This window comes from Mycobacterium sp. SMC-14 (genome assembly GCF_046250075.1).
GTDB lineage: Bacteria > Actinomycetota > Actinomycetes > Mycobacteriales > Mycobacteriaceae > Mycobacterium.
On sequence record NZ_CP176429.1, the window covers coordinates 4783117 to 4798403 of the forward strand.

Consider the following 15287-nt stretch of genomic DNA (forward strand, 5'->3'; position numbering starts at 1 on the left):
ACATGACTGACGACGAGCTGGCCGGCCTCTCGGAGTTCGCGATGTTGCGCGGCAACGCCGAGCAGGCCGGTCTGCCCGGCGCATTGCCCGACGTCGAGCGGATCGAGGCCGGCGAAGTCAGTGCACTGCGCTGGGGTTCGGCACCGCCGCGGGTGGTGTTCCTGCACGGCGGCGCGCAGAACGCCCACACCTGGGACACCGTCATCCTCGGGCTCGGCCAGCCCGCGCTGGCAGTGGACCTGCCTGGGCACGGCCGCTCGGCGTGGCGCGAGGACGGCGACTACTCACCCCAGCGCAATGCCGCCACCCTGGCTCCGGTACTGCGCGAGCTGGCACCGGAGGCCGAGTTGGTGGTCGGCATGTCCCTGGGCGGGCTGACCGCGATCCGGTTGGCGGCCACCGCCGGCGAGCTGGTGCGCCGGTTGGCGATCGTGGATGTGACACCGTCGGCGTTGCAGCGCCACGCCGAGATGAGTGCCGCCGACCGCGGGACCGTGTCATTGGCCCAAGGCGAACGGACCTTCCCCGACTTCGAGTCACTGTTGGCCATCACCACGGCCGCGGCGCCGCACCGGGACCAGGAGTCGCTGCGACGCGGACTGTTCCACAACACCCGCCGGCTGCCGGACGGCAGTTGGACATGGCGCTACGACACCATCCGCTCGGTCGGCGACTTCACCGAGCTGTGGACCGATGTTTCGGCGATCACCGCACCGACCACCTTGATCCGCGGCGGCGATTCGGTATTCGTCTCCGCCGACGACGTCGCCGAGTACGCGCAACGATCGCCGGGACTGACCACCCACGTGGTCGACGGCGCCGGGCACTCCGTGCAAAGTGATCGGCCGCGTGTCCTGGTCGAGCTGCTTCGCATGACCCTCGCCTGAACCCGTCGGTTCACTCGCCTGATACCCGCCGATTCCGGGGCTAAGGTGGCGAGATGGCCCGGCCCATCCGCATCGCCGTCCAACTGCAACCCCAGCACGCACCCCGATACAGCGCGATCCGCGACGCGGTCCGGCGTTGCGAGGACCTAGGGGTCGACATCGCCTTCAACTGGGACCATTTCTTCCCGCTCTACGGCGACCGCGACGGACCGCACTTCGAATGCTGGACCATGCTGGCGGCCTGGGCCGAGCAGACCTCGCGCATCCAAATCGGTGCGCTGGTGTCGTGCAACTCCTACCGCAACCCGGAGCTGCTGGCCGACATGGCCCGCACCGTCGACCACATCGGCGACGGCCGGTTGATCCTGGGCATCGGCTCGGGCTGGAAGCACCGGGACTACCGGGAATACGGCTACGAGTTCGGCACCGCGGGCAGCCGCCTCGACGACTTGGCCGGTGCACTACCCCGGATCAAAACCCGCCTGGCCCAACTTAATCCGCCGCCGACTCGAGCTATCCCGATGTTGATCGGGGGCGGCGGCGAGCGCAAGACACTGCGCCTGGTGGCCGAGCACGCCGACATGTGGCACAGCTTCGCCGACGCCGACAGCTACCCGCACAAGGCCGCCGTGCTGGCGCAGCACTGCGCCGCCATCGGGCGAGACCCCGCCACGATCGAGCACTCGGCGGCGCTGGGCGGCGACCAGACACGCGGCACCGTGGCCGACTTGCTGGCCGAGGCCGCCGCGTTGACCGGCCTCGGGGTGAGCTTGTTGACCATCGGCAGCAGTGGCCCCGACTACGACCTGACCGCCGCCGAGGCGCTGTGCCGATGGCGCGACGAGCAATAAGGCTCGCGGCGTTCATCGCCACGTGCGTGATCGTGGGCGGTCTGGCGGCGGTGCCGCCGGCCGGGGCCGCCCCGGACCTGTGCTCCCCGCCCGGGGAGCAGGCCGCCGTCGCGCTGCCGGTCAAACTGGCCAACGCCAAGCGTCCGCGCGAGGACAAATACACCACGGCCGGGGTCGAGCCGCTGAGTTCGATCGACGTGACCAAGTTGGGGCTGGGTACCCCCGGGGTGCTGACGGTCGGCACGCTCACCGAAAGCCCCCCGACGAACTGCATCAACGCCAAGGGCCGCTACAGCGGGTTCGACAATGAACTGCTGCGGGCCATCGCCAAGAAGCTGGGTCTGCGGGTGCACTTCGTCGGCACCGACTTCTTCGGCCTGCTGGCCCAGGTGGAGTCGGGACGTTTCGACGTCGGGTCGGCGTCGATCAACGCCACCGACGAGCGCCGCCGCACAGTCGGTTTCACCAATGGTTACGACTTCGGCTACATGGCACTGGTGGTCCCGGCCGGGTCGGGGATCACCGGGTTCGACGCCCTGTCCGGCGGCCAGCGCGTCGCGGTGGTCCAGGGCACCGTCGAAGACGCCTACGCCGTCGACGCCCTGGAAGTCGAACCGGTGCGCTTCCCCGACTCGGTCACGCTGTACGCCAGCCTGAAAAGCCGCCAGGTCGACGCCTGGGTGGCACCGTCGCTCACCGCGCTGAACCTGTTGAAGCCTGGCGATCCGGCGCAGATCGTCGGCTACACCTTCAGCCCGGCCGGCTTCGAGGCATACGCGGTGGCCAAAGGGAACCAGGCGCTGATCTCGGCGCTGAACTCCGGCCTGGACGCGGTCATCGAGGACGGCACCTGGCCGCAGCTGTTCACCGACTGGGTGCCGCGGCCGTTGCCGCCGGACTGGCAGCCGGGGTCCAAGTCGGCGGCCACCCCGCATCTGCCGGACTTCGCCGCGATCGCGGCCCGACATCACCGACCCGAGTCAGAGCCGTACACGCCCAAATCGACGCTGGCACAGCTGCGCGACTCCTTTTTCGACTGGGAGTTGTACCGGCGCGCCCTGCCGGATCTGCTCAAGACCGGCCTGCCCAACACACTGCTGCTGACCGTCAGCGGCGGCGCGATCGGCTTGGTGGCGGGGCTGGGGCTGGCCGTGGCCGGACTCTCGCGGACCCGATGGCTGCGCTGGCCGGCGCGGATCTACACCGACATCTTCCGGGGATTGCCCGAGGTGCTGATCATCCTGATGATCGGCCTGGTGGTCGGGCCGCTGGTCGGCGGGCTCACGCACAACAACCCCTACCCGCTGGGGATCGCGGCACTGGGATTGACCGCCGCGGCCTACATCGGGGAGATCTTGCGCTCGGGCATCCAGAGTGTGGAGTCCGGCCAGCTGGAGGCTTCGCGCGCACTGGGTTTCGGCTACCCGTCGGCCATGCGGCTGGTGGTGATCCCGCAGGGCATCCGGCGGGTGCTGCCGGCGCTGGTCAACCAGTTCATCGCCCTGCTCAAGGCGTCGGCACTGCTGTATTTTCTCGGCCTGGTCGCCGGTCAGCGGGAGCTGTTCCAGGTGGGCCGCGACTTCAACGCCCAGACCGGCAGCCTGTCCCCGCTGGTGGCCGCCGGCATCCTCTACCTGGCGTTGACCATCCCGCTGACGCACCTGGTGAACGTCGTTGATCATCGCCTGCGGCGCGGCAGACCCCCCGAAGCCGATGATGCCGTCGAGCTCAGCCCGGCTATCTCCAGTCAGGAGATGACGTGACGGCGCCCACGGACCGCGAGCCGGTGTCGTTGGCGGCCAAAGGGATTCAGTTATCCTTCGGCAAACACCAGGTGCTGCACGGAGTCGACCTCGACGTGCCTGCGGGTTCCACCGCCGCAGTGATCGGTCCGTCCGGCTCGGGTAAGTCGACGATGCTGCGCACCTTGAACCGGCTCCACGAGCCCGACGCCGGCGACGTGCTGCTGGGCGGCCGATCGGTGTTGGCCGACGACCCCGACGGGCTGCGTCAGCGGATCGGGATGGTGTTCCAGCATTTCAATCTGTTTCCGCACCGCAGCGTGCTGGACAACATCACGCTGGCTCCACGCAAGCTGCGTGGGATGTCCGTCGACGCCGCGCGCGAGCTCGCGCTGGGCCTGCTGGACCGGGTCGGGCTGAAGAACAAGGCGGCCTCCCGCCCGTCGGCGCTCTCCGGGGGTCAGCAGCAACGGGTGGCGATCGCTCGGGCGCTGGCGATGCAGCCGCAGGTGATGCTCTTCGACGAAGCCACCTCGGCGCTGGATCCGGAATTGGTCAAGGGGATCTTGGCGTTGATCGCCGAACTCGGGGCCGACGGCATGACGATGGTGGTGGTCACCCACGAGATGGGCTTCGCCCGTTCAGCATCGGACACGGTTGTTTTCATGGACCGGGGCAAGGTCGTGGAGTGCGGCCCGCCGGATCAGATCTTCGACAACGCCGAGACGCAGCGCCTGCAGAAGTTTCTTTCCCAGGTGTTGTGACAGCAACCTGTCCGACTTGTCAACCCTGTTTACAGTCACCGGTTAGACTGGCGAACTATGACGGAGAGCAAGGCCGATACGCCGCAGGTGACGGCGATCGCGGAAGGCTTGCACCGTTCGCTGTCCAAACTGTTCTCGATACTGCGGCGCGGCGACATCAGCGGAGGCACCCCGACCGGCGAACTCACCCTGGCTCAGCTGTCGATCCTGATCACGCTGCTGGACCGGGGCCCCATCCGGATGACCGAGCTGGCCGCCCACGAGCGGGTCCGCACCCCCACCACCACGGTGGCGATCCGCCGCCTGGAGAAGATCGGCTTGGTCAAGCGCAGCCGCGACCCCTCGGATCTGCGGGCGGTGCTGGTCGACATCACCCCCGAGGGTCTGGCGAGCCACCGTGAGTCGCTGGCAAACCGGCACGCCGCCCTGGCGGCGATGCTGTCCAAGCTCAGCCCGGAAGAACTCGACACCCTGACGCGCGCGCTGGAACCGCTGGAGCGACTGGCCACTTGCGATGGGATCGATCCGGCAGCCGCCGACGATGCGGGCTGCCCCCTGGACTGCGGTTGATGCCGACCGCCCTGATCACCGGCGCCGGCGGCGGAATCGGTTCGGCGATAGCGGAAGCACTGGCGCCCACCCACACCCTGTTGCTGGCCGGCCGACCGTCGACGCGTCTGGACACAGTTGCCGAACGGCTCGGCGCCACCACCTGGCCGCTCGACCTCGCTGACGTTGACGGGATCGAGGCGGCCACCGAGATCGTCGACGAACTCGACGTGCTGGTGCACAACGCCGGGGTGATGCTGCCCGGCGCGGCCGGCGAGTCCTATATCGAGGAGTGGCGGGCCACCTTCGAAGTGAACGTGTTCGGTGCGGTGGCCCTGACTCTGGCGCTGCTGCCCGCCCTGCGGGCGGCCCGCGGTCAGGTGGTCTTCATCAACTCCGGTGCCGGGCAACGCGTCTCTGCAGGCATGGCGTCGTATTCGGCGAGCAAGTTCGCGCTGCGGGCCTTCGCGGATTCACTGCGCAGCGACGAGCCGGCCCTGCGGGTCACCACGGTCTACCCCGGCCGGGTCGACACCGACATGCAGCAAGACCTGGTCGCCTACGAGGGCGGCGAGTACGACCCGGCCCGCTTCCTGCGCCCCGGCACCGTCGCCGAAGTGGTGGCCGCCGCCATCCGCACCCCCGCCGAGGCGCAGCTGCAGGAAGTGGTAGTCCGGCCGCGCTGACCAGGTTGATTCGGGTCAGCCCGTGATTCCCGCCCGGACCTGGTCAGCGACCTTGAGCGCCTGATCGGACACGATGCCGCTGCTGCACGCCAACACCTCGATGGCCGCGTTGGACTTGCCAGTGATGACGTGGGAACACGTCGAGTGGTCCGACACCCGGTTGGTGCGCACCGCGAAACCGTCGCCGGCCTCCGACGGCGTCTGCACGTACCACTGCTCGTCGTCCTGTCCGGGCAGCGTCAGGTTCACCTGGTCACCGGCGCAGTTCTGCCAAGACTGAGCGGTCTCACTCACGAAGGCCGATGCGGCTTCCTCGGTGGGGAACGCTGCGATCACGGTGGTCACCCGCACCCGAACCGGGCCGGTGGTGTCACTGGTGAGGGTCTGCAGATCGATCCCTCGGAATGAACTGCCGCCATAGGTCGCTTCGGTGGCCGGATAGACCGCACCGACACAGCCTTTCTCAATGGACTTGTAGTTCCGCAGCCCGTTGGAATGGTCGGTGACCGTCAGCGACGGATTCCGCAGTCCCGGACCCGCGAAGATGCTGTTGAGCGAGGCGGGATCGGGCTGCAGTGCCGCCAGGTCGTCGGCGTCGACCGGCGCGGCGAGGGCCGGGGCCGCAAGCAACAGTCCGGCCGCAGCGATGCCGGCGGTGAACATGCCCAGAGTGTGCGAATTGCGCATGGAAAGCTGACCTTTCGTCGACGTAGTTTGCGAGCTGGCGCTACGCGAGGTTCCGGACAATCTGCGAACGCAGGCTGCGCCCCTTGCCACCCGGGTTGTCGTCGGTGCACAGCCGGACGTCGACGACGTAGTTGCCCTTGGCCTGCAGTACCCGCTCGCAACCGGCCGTGCCCTTCATGGGATTCGCGAACAGGGTGGCGAACAGCTCCAGGCCGCCTGCGGTGACGACCCCGGCCTTGAGGTCGGAGGTCAATCCGTTGGCGTAGTCAGCGGTCAACGGCGTGCCCTTGCAGCTCTTCCAGATGGCGGCCTGGTCATTGAGGTAGGTCTGCGCGGCCTTCGCGTCGGGGAACTCCGCGACGGCCTCAACCACGTTGGGGTTCACCTCGCCGCCGGGCTGACGAAGGGTCTGCACGACGAAGTCCGTGTAGCCCGAGCCGTCGTAGGCCGCTGCCGAGCCGGGCGCGTACACGGCCGTGCAGTTCGCCGGGGTGGTGGTCGGCGTGCTCAATGGCTGGGTGCCGGATTCTGAACTGATCACCTGCATGGCGGTGTCCATCCGCTCACTGACCTCATCTGCGGGAACCAGCACGTCAGCCAGGTCCGCGGCGCTGGGCGCGGCCTGCGCGATCGAACCGTCTGCGACCACACCGATTAACGCCGCGACCGAGACTGCCACCACTGGGACCAGGTGAATTCGCATCGAAATCCATTCCGTTTCGCCGTGTTGAGATCCCCTACCGGCGGCTGGGGCTGACCGCATGTTATCCGGTGTTCCCCGCGGAGACCTCCACGTTGGAGTCCGCAATGTGGTTCCATCGATAACCGAACCGACCGACCCCAACGTTAAGGACGTGCAATGCAACGGGACGACACCGACCGGAGAATCGGTTACCTGGCGCTCGCGATCGCGACCTGCGCCGCCGGGGCGCTGACGGTACTGCCCGGCCTGGCCTCGGCCACCCCGGGCGCGCCGGGGATCGACGACACCACCCCCTCCGCCGACGTCGACCTGGCCGCTCTCCAGCTGACCTCGGCGGAAACCTCGCCCATCGTCAAGTGGCCGTCGGATCCGCCCGTCGAGTTGACGGTCTACAAGACGGCGACCTCGCCGATCGCCGGCGCGGCCGGCACCTCCGACGCGCAATGCGCCAGTGCGGTCTATGCCGGCCTGGACGAGACCTATGACGGCAGTGGCTACACCGGGCTGAACTACCAAGAGCTCACCGGATTCGGTTCCAAGAACAGCTATTCGGTGATCTCGGTGGCCTCCAGCTACAACGACGAGCACACCGCGGCCAACATGGTGGCCAACACCATCCAGAACTGGACGGATTGCTCCCGCAAGAAGGTGACCGGCGACCTCAGCGGCTCCACCCAGACCCGGACCGTCAACAACGTGGTCTCCACCACCGACGACATCTACCTGGTCAACAACATCACCGACGACGGCGGCGCCTGCTCGCACGCCATGACGTCGCAGGGCAACGTCGTGGTCGAGGTGTCGGCATGCCGATCCAACATCGGTCTGGTCAAGCAGAGCCTTCAGCTGGCCAACAAGATGCTGGTCAAGCTGCCGTGACGCGCCGACTTATCGCCGGCTGCTGTGTCGGGCTGGCCGCGCTGACCCTCGCCGGCTGCGCCGGTGACGACCCCGACCAGGACAGCGCTGCCACGGTTGCGCCGGCCGCGGCCGCGGCTCCGCCCAGCGTCCAACAAGACCCAGCCGCGCCCGCCGCCCCGGCCGGTGAGTCGGGCGGGCAGCGCGCAACGACTCCGGCTCCGGCGCCGGCCGCCGGGCCGCGTTTGGTGACACCGGGCAAGCTTGGCGCACTGCTGGTTCCGATCGAGGAGCTCAACAAGATCGTCGACGCGAAGCTGGGCTTCGAGACGGTGTTCACCAGGCCCGGTGCGCCGGCAGGTGGCTTGGGCGACAAAGCGGGTTGCGCGGTGTTGTTCGGCTCCAACACCGACAGCTACGGAGGCGAGTACACCGCCTTCCGGCGCCAGAGCGTGCGGGACGGCGAGGACAGCTCGCAACATTTCGTCGCCCAGGAAGTGGCCACCTTCGCCGACGTCGCCACCGCGACGGCGAATTTCGGCAAGACCTTCGACAAGAAGGCCCTGGCCGGATGTGACGGTGCCGTGGTGCATCGCCAGGGTGACGACGACCGCATCACGTGGCGGCTCAACCTGGCCGGCACCACCGCCGACACCGCCCGATGGACGCTGGACCAGTACGCCGACGGCAAGCCCAACGACTGGACCTGTGCCCATGAGGCGCGGACCCGAAGCAACGTCGAATTCACTGTCACCGTATGCCAGTTCGGCACCGCGGCACCGGCTGCGACAGCGATCGGCAATCAGATCAACGACTGGATCCCCCACCCGTGACCGGCATGCGAGGAAAGGCGGCAGCGATGAAAGCACCGCAGGGACTGCTTCTCGGAATAGGCATCATGTGCCTGGGCACGCTGATCGCCGGACCCCTTCCGGTCGCCGCGGCCGACTCGGGCGAGGCCACTGTGCCTGCGGGCAAGGTCGAGTCACTGTTGTTGTCCCCGGCCTCGGTCGGCGACATCGTCGGGGTCACGTTCGACTGGGAGAAGGCCAACCGGCGGCCCTATCAGTCCGACGACCTGGGCGAGCACTCGGCGTGCGCCATGCTGACCGGTCCCGACGTCGAAACTTTCGGCCGCGACTACACCGGTTACCGGTTCCGCGCCGACCGCGACGACGCCGAGAACTGGGAATTCACCGTCCAGCAGCGAGTGGCGACCTACGCCGACGCCGCCACGGCCACGCAGACCTTCCAGAAGGTGTTCACCAAGGCTGCGATGGCCAAGTGCAACGGCGTCATCGCCAGCATCAAGAACAACACGGATGCGCAGTGGCGGTTCCGGATTCAGACCGTCGCCCCGACTTCGGCACGGTGGGTGGAGGACCAGCTGTCCGACCAGCAGCCCATCGGCTACAGCTGCTCGGACGTTGCCGGGGTGACGCGCAACGTGCTGTACAGCATCAAGGTGTGTCAGTACGGCAACGGCGGGCCCGCCGCCGCCACCATCGCCGAGCGGATCACCAGTCAGGTCGCCGGCGTGCGTGCCTGATTCGCACGGCGAGTAGAAACATCCATGACTCCGCACAAGGTTGCGCAACGCATCGCAGCGTTGGGTCCATGGCTGCGCGGTGAGCTCAAGCGTCGCAAACTGCGTCAGCTGCGGACCTTCACGGTCGGCCTGATCCTGGCCGTTGCCGGACTGTTCGGCGGGCTGGACACGGTGGACTCCGGTCCCACCGTCTTCGCGGCCGACGAAGCGCACAGCGACGGCGAGTTCACCCTGACCGTCGCTCGCGCTTCGGTGGTCAACGAGCTGCGCGCCGGACGGCGGATCGTCGCGCCGGCCCAACCCGGCCATCGCTACCTCGGTGTGGTGAGCACCGTCCGCAACGACGGAACCATCCCCGGCCGGCTGATGGGCGAACTGCAGCTGCGCGACCAGCCGCAAAGCAGCCCCGTCGGGGTGTTTCGTCTCATCGACGGCTCCCCCATCACCCAGCTGGGGCCGGGACTGCAGGAGCAGCTCGTGTTCGTGTGGCGCATCCCAGATAGTGCGATTCATCCAGATCTCACCGTGACGCTGCGGGTCGCCAAGAAACGCTTCACCGAGTTGCTGGTCACCTACGGCCGGGACTGGGTGGACAGCTCCGACTATGCCGAGATCACCCTGCCGGTGACCGTCAAATGAGTACACCCCTCCGGCGATCCCGCCCCGCAGCGACTGCTGCCCTGACCGCAGCGCCGATCCTGGTGGCCGCAGCGCTGCTGTGGCAACACCTTCCGGACAGCACCCGCGTCTATGGACCGTTCGATGTACCCGGCCGGTTCGGCGTGCAGACCAGTGGCCGTTCCCTGACCGTCACCGTCGACGACGTGCAGCTGACACGGGAGGTGCAGGGTTCGGCGCGGTGGGCGAATCCGCCGCCGGTGACCGCCGCCGGTGCATGGGTGGTGGTGCGCGCGAGTGTGTCCGCGACGCAGCGGACGGTGATGCCCAGCGTCGAACTTCGGGTCGGCCCCAACACCTATCGGCCATCCGACCGATTCCCCAGTTACACGTTGGGCTACCGGGCCGATCCCGGCATCACCCTGCGCGGCGCCTGGGTCTTCGACGTGCCACCCGAACTGTTCGACCCCCCCGGCGCCGACCCGTTCGAGCTGAGGGTTTGGCCGGGTCTCGACGACCGCCTCGATGACCGGTTGGTGATCAACCTGCGCGGCCACCTGGATTCCGCCGACGGCACCGTCCTGGTGGTGGCGCCCGAGGTGACCGGATGAGCGACCGTACGCTTCGCCTCTGGCAGCGCAACGTGATCGGCCTCGCGGTGGCTGCGATCGCTGCGGGGGTCCTCGGGATCACCGAGTTGTACCCGGACTGGTCGGCCTACCGCGCCCGCGTCACCCCGGCCGTGCTGGTCGCCAAGGGTGACTCCGTCATGGCCTACGGGCAGACCTGGCGGCTGGGCTCGGTCCACCACCTCAACGCGGTACCGCACGCGCCAACGAACACCTTGCCCACCCACACGGCGCTAACCGTTGTCATCCTCGAGCGGACCGGGACGACACCCGCCGGGGAATGCACCGCGGTCATCACCGACGGGCGGCGTCGCTGGCAGACCGCGGCCATCGGAAACGCCGCGCCACTGGTCGGCGACGCCACCGACCGGTGCACCAAGGCCGGGCCGCTGCAGCTGAGCTTCCTGCTCCCGTCGGATGCCGTGCCGACCGCGGTCGACCTGATCAACACCGACGGCGGCATCATGCTGCGAATCGCCTTGTGAGCCCGGGCTTCCCGTGACGGTAGTGACGGCTGCCAGGTTGGCCCGGCGCACGCAGTAGGCGAACATCGCCGCGACCAGGGCGATCCGCAACGGCTGAACGATCAGCTGCGAGGCCAGGCTCATGGTCCCACCGAACGCCGACCAGAACTCCGGGCCGTGCGGTCCGAGGACCCTCGCCATTCCCCGGTACAGGTAGCCCTCGGTCAACTGAGTGCGGTAGAAGCTGCCCCGCATGTCCAGCCACGCCAACACCAGATACGCCAGCACATAACCCGAGAGGCCCACCACACCGCCGTGCAGGATCAGCCGGGCCGCATCGACGATCGGGCCGAACCGCCCCGTCTTGGACTTGGCATACTCGGCGGCCCGGGTCCGCAGCTGTTCGGGCGTCTGTCGCCAGCGCTCGGTGACCCCGGCCGCCGTCTCCCCCGGCGCACCGGTCCGCCGCAGGACAGTCGGCCAGTCGATCTGGGCGGACACCCCGTAGACGATCCCGGCCGCGGCCAACCACATCAGCGGTACCGCGGCGCCACCGAAGGCCGTCCGCACCAGCCACATGAATCCCTGCCACGCCGTCTGCAGCGGTTGGACATGCGAGAATGCATCGGCGCGAACAGTGTTGAACCACACCACAAGCCGACGGTGACTGAGCCAATCTCCGGGTTTGATCAACACGGTGATGCCCGCCGCCAGCGAGAAGGTCAGCACCAGGAACACCCACAGTGCGTCGATGTAGACCCGCAGCGCGATCAGTACGGTCGGCAACCGACTACTGAAGTGCCCCAACACATAGCGGGCCACCAGGGCAGCGCCGACAATCACCCAGGTGGTTCGGGAGATCGGCAGCATCTCGGTGTTGATGCCGTTCATCGCGTCGGCCACCCGGTAATTGAGGGCCAGACGTTGATAGGCCAGCCAGTCTTCCTTGAACATCTGCCAGGCCAGATAGATAGCGAAGAACGGCACGATCACACTGGTGAACAGGTCGACACTGCGCAGCGACCGGCGCGGCAGCGCGGCCACCTCCGGTAGCCCGCGGCGCAGCACCAGGAACATCGCCACGTAGGAACCGAGCTGCGCCAGCCCCGCACCGGGCATGATCAGCGCCGCCCACAACGGATTGCTGTGTCCGGCCCAGGCGGCCGCGGCGATCACCACCCGGCGGACGACCAGTCCAGCGAGGTAGCACGCTGCCAGCTGCGGCCAGTACCGCCACCACAGGACGAATGGCGTCGTTAGGTTCCGCAGCACCGGCATCGTTGTCACACCACCAGATTCACCAATCGGCCGGGCACCACGATCACCTTCTTCGGGGTGGCACCGGACAGGAACGCCTGCACCTTCTCGTCGGCCAGGGCGGCGGCCTTGATCGCGTCGCCGTCCGCGTCGGTGGGCACGGTGACCAGGCCGCGCTTCTTACCGTTGACCTGTACCGGGTAGTCGACGGTGTCGGTCACCAGGTAGGCCGGGTCGGCCACCGGGAACGGTCCGTGGGCCAGCGAGGCATCGTGGCCCAGTCGCCGCCACAGCTCCTCGGCCAGGTGCGGAGCCAGCGGTGCCAGCAGCAGGGCGAGCGGCTCGACGGCCGAGCGCGGAGCCCCGTCGCGATGCTCCTTGGTGAGGTGGTTGGTGTATTCGATCAGCTTGGCGGCTGCGGTGTTATTGCGCAGTGCCGCATAGTCTTCTGACACCCCGACGATGGTGCGGTGCAGCAGGCGCAGGGTCTCGGTGTCCGGTTCGCCGTCAAGCACGCGGGTCTGTCCGGTTTCCTCGTCGACGACCAACCGCCACACCCTCTGCAGGAATCGATGCGCACCCACCACGTCCTTGGTGGCCCACGGCCGCGACATATCCAGCGGTCCCATCGACATCTCGTAGACCCGCAGGGTGTCGGCGCCGTAGCTGTCGCAGATCTCGTCGGGGGACACCGAATTCTTCAGGCTCTTACCCATTTTGCCGTATTCGGCGAAAACCTCGGTGTCGCCGTCGGCACCCGGCAGGTAGAACTTTCCGTCGCGCTCCTCGACATCGGCGGCCGGCACGTAGGACCCCCGGGCGTCGGTGTAGGCGGCAGCCTGGATGTAGCCCTGGTTGACCAGGCGACGGTAGGGCTCCCGCGAGCTGACGTGCCCGAGGTCGAACAGCACCTTGTGCCAGAAACGGCAGTACAGCAGGTGCAGTACCGCGTGCTCGGCACCGCCGACGTAGAGGTCCACGCCGCCCGGATCATCGGGGCCGTGCTCGGCCGGCCGCGGCCCCATCCAGTAGGCCTCGTTCTCGGGAGCGCAGAACTGATCGGCGTTGTGCGGGTCGGTGTAACGCAACTCGTACCAGGAGCTTCCGGCCCACTGCGGCATGACATTGGTGTCGCGGGTGTAGGAGTGCAGTCCGTCTCCGAGATCCAGTTCGACGTGCACCCAGTCGGTCGCCTTGGCCAGCGGGGGTGAGGGCTCACTGGAGGCGTCGTCCGGATCGAACAGCACCGGTGAGTAGTCTGCGACGTCGGGCAACTCGACCGGCAGGGCCGCGGAGTCCAGCGGGTGCGCGCGGCCGTCGGCGTCGAAGACGATCGGGAACGGCTCGCCCCAGTACCGCTGCCGGGCGAAAAGCCAGTCCCGCAGCTTATATTCGATGCGCGCCCAGCCGTGGCCTTGCGCCTCCAGCTGTTGGGTCATGGCCTTCTTGGCATCGGCGACGCTCATCCCGTCCAGCGGGCCGGAATTGACCAGAGTGCCGTCGCCCGCATAAGCGGCTTCCGTAATATCGCCGCCGGCAATGACTTCGACTACCGGAAGGCCGAATTCGGCGGCGAACTCCCAGTCTCGCTGGTCGTGTCCGGGAACCGCCATGATGGCGCCGGTGCCGTAGCCGGCCAGCACATAATCGGCAATGAAGATCGGCACCTGCTGCCCGTTGGCCGGGTTGGTGGCGTAACTGCCCAGGAATACACCGGTTTTGGTCTTGTTCTCCTGGCGCTCCAGATCGGACTTCGCCGCGATCGCCTTGCGGTAGTCGGCGACTGCCGCTGCCGGGGTGTCGGCTCCGAAGGTCCAGCGTTGATCCGTCCCGTCCGGCCACGCGGCGACGGTCAGCCGGTCGACCAGCTCATGCTCGGGGGCGAGCACCAGGTAGCTGGCGCCGAAAAGCGTGTCCGGGCGCGTGGTGAACACCTCGATGCCCACCACATCACCGTCGACGGTGGGAGCGGCGAACAACGCCGCCGCACCGGTGGAACGCCCGATCCAGTTGCGCTGCATGGTCTTGACCTTCTCCGGCCAGTCCAGCAGTTCGAGATCGTCGAGCAGTCGGTCGGAGTAGGCGGTGATCCGCATCATCCACTGCCGCAACCGCTTCCGGAAAACCGGGAAATTGCCGCGGTCGCTTCGCCCGTCAGCGGTGACCTCTTCGTTGGCCAGCACGGTGCCCAGCCCCGGGCACCAGTTGACCATCGAGTCCGTGCGGTAGACCAGCCGGTGACCGTCCACGACGTCGGCGCGCTCACCGGCCGACAGCTGCGCCCAGTCCCGCCCGTCGTCGAGGATGCGTGCCCCGGAGTCGAATTCGGCGATCAGCTCGGGGATCGGGCGCGCCTTGTTCGCACTGGTGTCGAACCAGGCGTTGTAGATCTGCAGGAAGATCCACTGCGTCCATTTGTAGAAGTCGACGTCGGTGGTGGAGAAGCTGCGCCTGCTGTCGTGCCCCAATCCGAGGCGCCGCAGTTGCCGGCGGAAGTTCTCGACGTTGGCCTCGGTGCGGATGCGCGGGTGGGTGCCGGTCTGCACCGCGTACTGCTCGGCGGGCAGGCCGAACGCGTCGAAGCCCAGGGCGTGCAGCACGTTGTGGCCGGTCATGCGGAAATAGCGGGCGTAGACGTCGGTGGCGATGTAGCCCAGCGGGTGCCCGACATGCAGGCCGTCCCCGGAGGGGTAGGGGAACATGTCCTGGACGAACATCTTGTCGGCGGGCACGGTCGAACCGTCCGTCGGCGCGAGCGAACCGACCGGGTTGGCGACGTTGAAGGTCCCCGCCTGCTCCCAGTGCTGCTGCCAGGTGTCTTCGATACGCCCGGCCAGCGTCGCGTTGTAGCGGTGCCGGGGCGCCTGGTCGCTGGATCCCTGGGTGGTCGGGGCTTCGTTCACCTCAACAGGGTAAAGGGCGGCGTCTCCCGGTCTGATCGCCACAGCTTGGTATCAGTTGGATTGCGACCCGGTGAGGGCTTCGTTCCAGGTCGGTTGCGGCCCTGGCGACCCTGTCAGCGGCTGGCTACCGTCATTTCACG

At 67.8% G+C, this 15287-nt stretch carries 15 protein-coding genes; 11 read left to right on the plus strand and 4 right to left on the minus strand.

Annotated elements, in window-relative coordinates; translation table 11 throughout:
* Positions 1-2 precede the first annotated feature (2 nt).
* Genes ACKY0W_RS22090 through ACKY0W_RS22115 form a run of 6 tightly spaced genes read left to right on the plus strand, consistent with a single transcriptional unit; the run spans position 3 to position 5479 of the window.
* Positions 3-887, plus strand: a complete 885-nt coding sequence (locus ACKY0W_RS22090) for an alpha/beta fold hydrolase (protein ID WP_409435832.1) — start codon at positions 3-5, stop codon at positions 885-887.
* Between the two features lie 53 nt (positions 888-940).
* Positions 941-1738: an LLM class F420-dependent oxidoreductase gene (locus ACKY0W_RS22095; protein ID WP_409435833.1), complete on the plus strand. Its 798-nt coding sequence runs from the start codon at positions 941-943 to the stop codon at positions 1736-1738.
* Entirely contained in the window at positions 1720-3501 is a 1782-nt protein-coding gene (locus ACKY0W_RS22100; RefSeq protein ID WP_409435834.1) for an ABC transporter substrate-binding protein/permease, read from the plus strand. The genes ACKY0W_RS22095 and ACKY0W_RS22100 overlap by 19 nt, the downstream gene beginning before the upstream one ends.
* Entirely contained in the window at positions 3498-4244 is a 747-nt protein-coding gene (locus tag ACKY0W_RS22105; protein WP_409435835.1) for an amino acid ABC transporter ATP-binding protein, read from the plus strand. Before ACKY0W_RS22100 ends, ACKY0W_RS22105 begins: the two co-directional genes overlap by 4 nt.
* A 57-nt stretch (positions 4245-4301) precedes the next feature.
* Complete coding sequence (locus tag ACKY0W_RS22110) at positions 4302-4814, plus strand: MarR family winged helix-turn-helix transcriptional regulator (protein WP_406759512.1); 513 nt, start codon at positions 4302-4304, stop codon at positions 4812-4814.
* On the plus strand, positions 4814-5479 hold the full coding sequence (locus tag ACKY0W_RS22115) for an SDR family oxidoreductase (RefSeq protein WP_409435836.1): 666 nt from the start codon (positions 4814-4816) through the stop codon (positions 5477-5479). Before ACKY0W_RS22110 ends, ACKY0W_RS22115 begins: the two co-directional genes overlap by 1 nt.
* Before the next feature lie 15 nt (positions 5480-5494).
* On the opposite strand, the gene ACKY0W_RS22120 is transcribed toward ACKY0W_RS22115, so the two are convergent.
* Positions 5495-6166, minus strand: a complete 672-nt coding sequence (locus ACKY0W_RS22120; protein ID WP_409435837.1) for a sensor domain-containing protein — start codon at positions 6164-6166, stop codon at positions 5495-5497.
* Positions 6167-6206: 40 nt separating this feature from the next.
* Entirely contained in the window at positions 6207-6869 is a 663-nt protein-coding gene (locus tag ACKY0W_RS22125; protein ID WP_409435838.1) for a sensor domain-containing protein, read from the minus strand.
* 156 nt (positions 6870-7025) lie between these two features.
* On the opposite strand from ACKY0W_RS22125, the gene ACKY0W_RS22130 reads away from it, so the two are divergent.
* Genes ACKY0W_RS22130 through ACKY0W_RS22150 form a run of 5 tightly spaced genes read left to right on the plus strand, consistent with a single transcriptional unit; the run spans position 7026 to position 10505 of the window.
* Positions 7026-7748 carry a sensor domain-containing protein gene (locus ACKY0W_RS22130; RefSeq protein WP_409435839.1) on the plus strand — a complete coding sequence of 241 codons (723 nt, stop codon included), beginning with the start codon at positions 7026-7028 and terminating at the stop codon, positions 7746-7748.
* Positions 7745-8560: a sensor domain-containing protein gene (locus ACKY0W_RS22135; RefSeq protein ID WP_409435840.1), complete on the plus strand. Its 816-nt coding sequence runs from the start codon at positions 7745-7747 to the stop codon at positions 8558-8560. The genes ACKY0W_RS22130 and ACKY0W_RS22135 overlap by 4 nt, the downstream gene beginning before the upstream one ends.
* Positions 8561-8586: 26 nt before the next feature.
* Complete coding sequence (locus tag ACKY0W_RS22140) at positions 8587-9276, plus strand: sensor domain-containing protein (protein ID WP_409435841.1); 690 nt, start codon at positions 8587-8589, stop codon at positions 9274-9276.
* 24 nt (positions 9277-9300) lie between these two features.
* On the plus strand, positions 9301-9915 hold the full coding sequence (locus tag ACKY0W_RS22145; protein WP_409435842.1) for a hypothetical protein: 615 nt from the start codon (positions 9301-9303) through the stop codon (positions 9913-9915).
* Complete coding sequence (locus ACKY0W_RS22150; RefSeq protein ID WP_409435843.1) at positions 9912-10505, plus strand: hypothetical protein; 594 nt, start codon at positions 9912-9914, stop codon at positions 10503-10505. The genes ACKY0W_RS22145 and ACKY0W_RS22150 overlap by 4 nt, the downstream gene beginning before the upstream one ends.
* A 251-nt stretch (positions 10506-10756) precedes the next feature.
* Here the strand turns inward: ACKY0W_RS22150 and ACKY0W_RS22155 are convergent, their stop codons facing one another.
* Both ACKY0W_RS22155 and leuS read right to left on the minus strand, forming a co-directional pair.
* Positions 10757-12265: a hypothetical protein gene (locus ACKY0W_RS22155; protein ID WP_409437893.1), complete on the minus strand. Its 1509-nt coding sequence runs from the start codon at positions 12263-12265 to the stop codon at positions 10757-10759.
* A gap of 5 nt (positions 12266-12270) precedes the next feature.
* Positions 12271-15147 (minus strand): leucine--tRNA ligase, encoded by a 2877-nt coding sequence (gene leuS / locus ACKY0W_RS22160; protein ID WP_409435844.1) that lies wholly within the window; start codon positions 15145-15147, stop codon positions 12271-12273.
* Between the last annotated feature and the right edge of the window lie 140 nt (positions 15148-15287).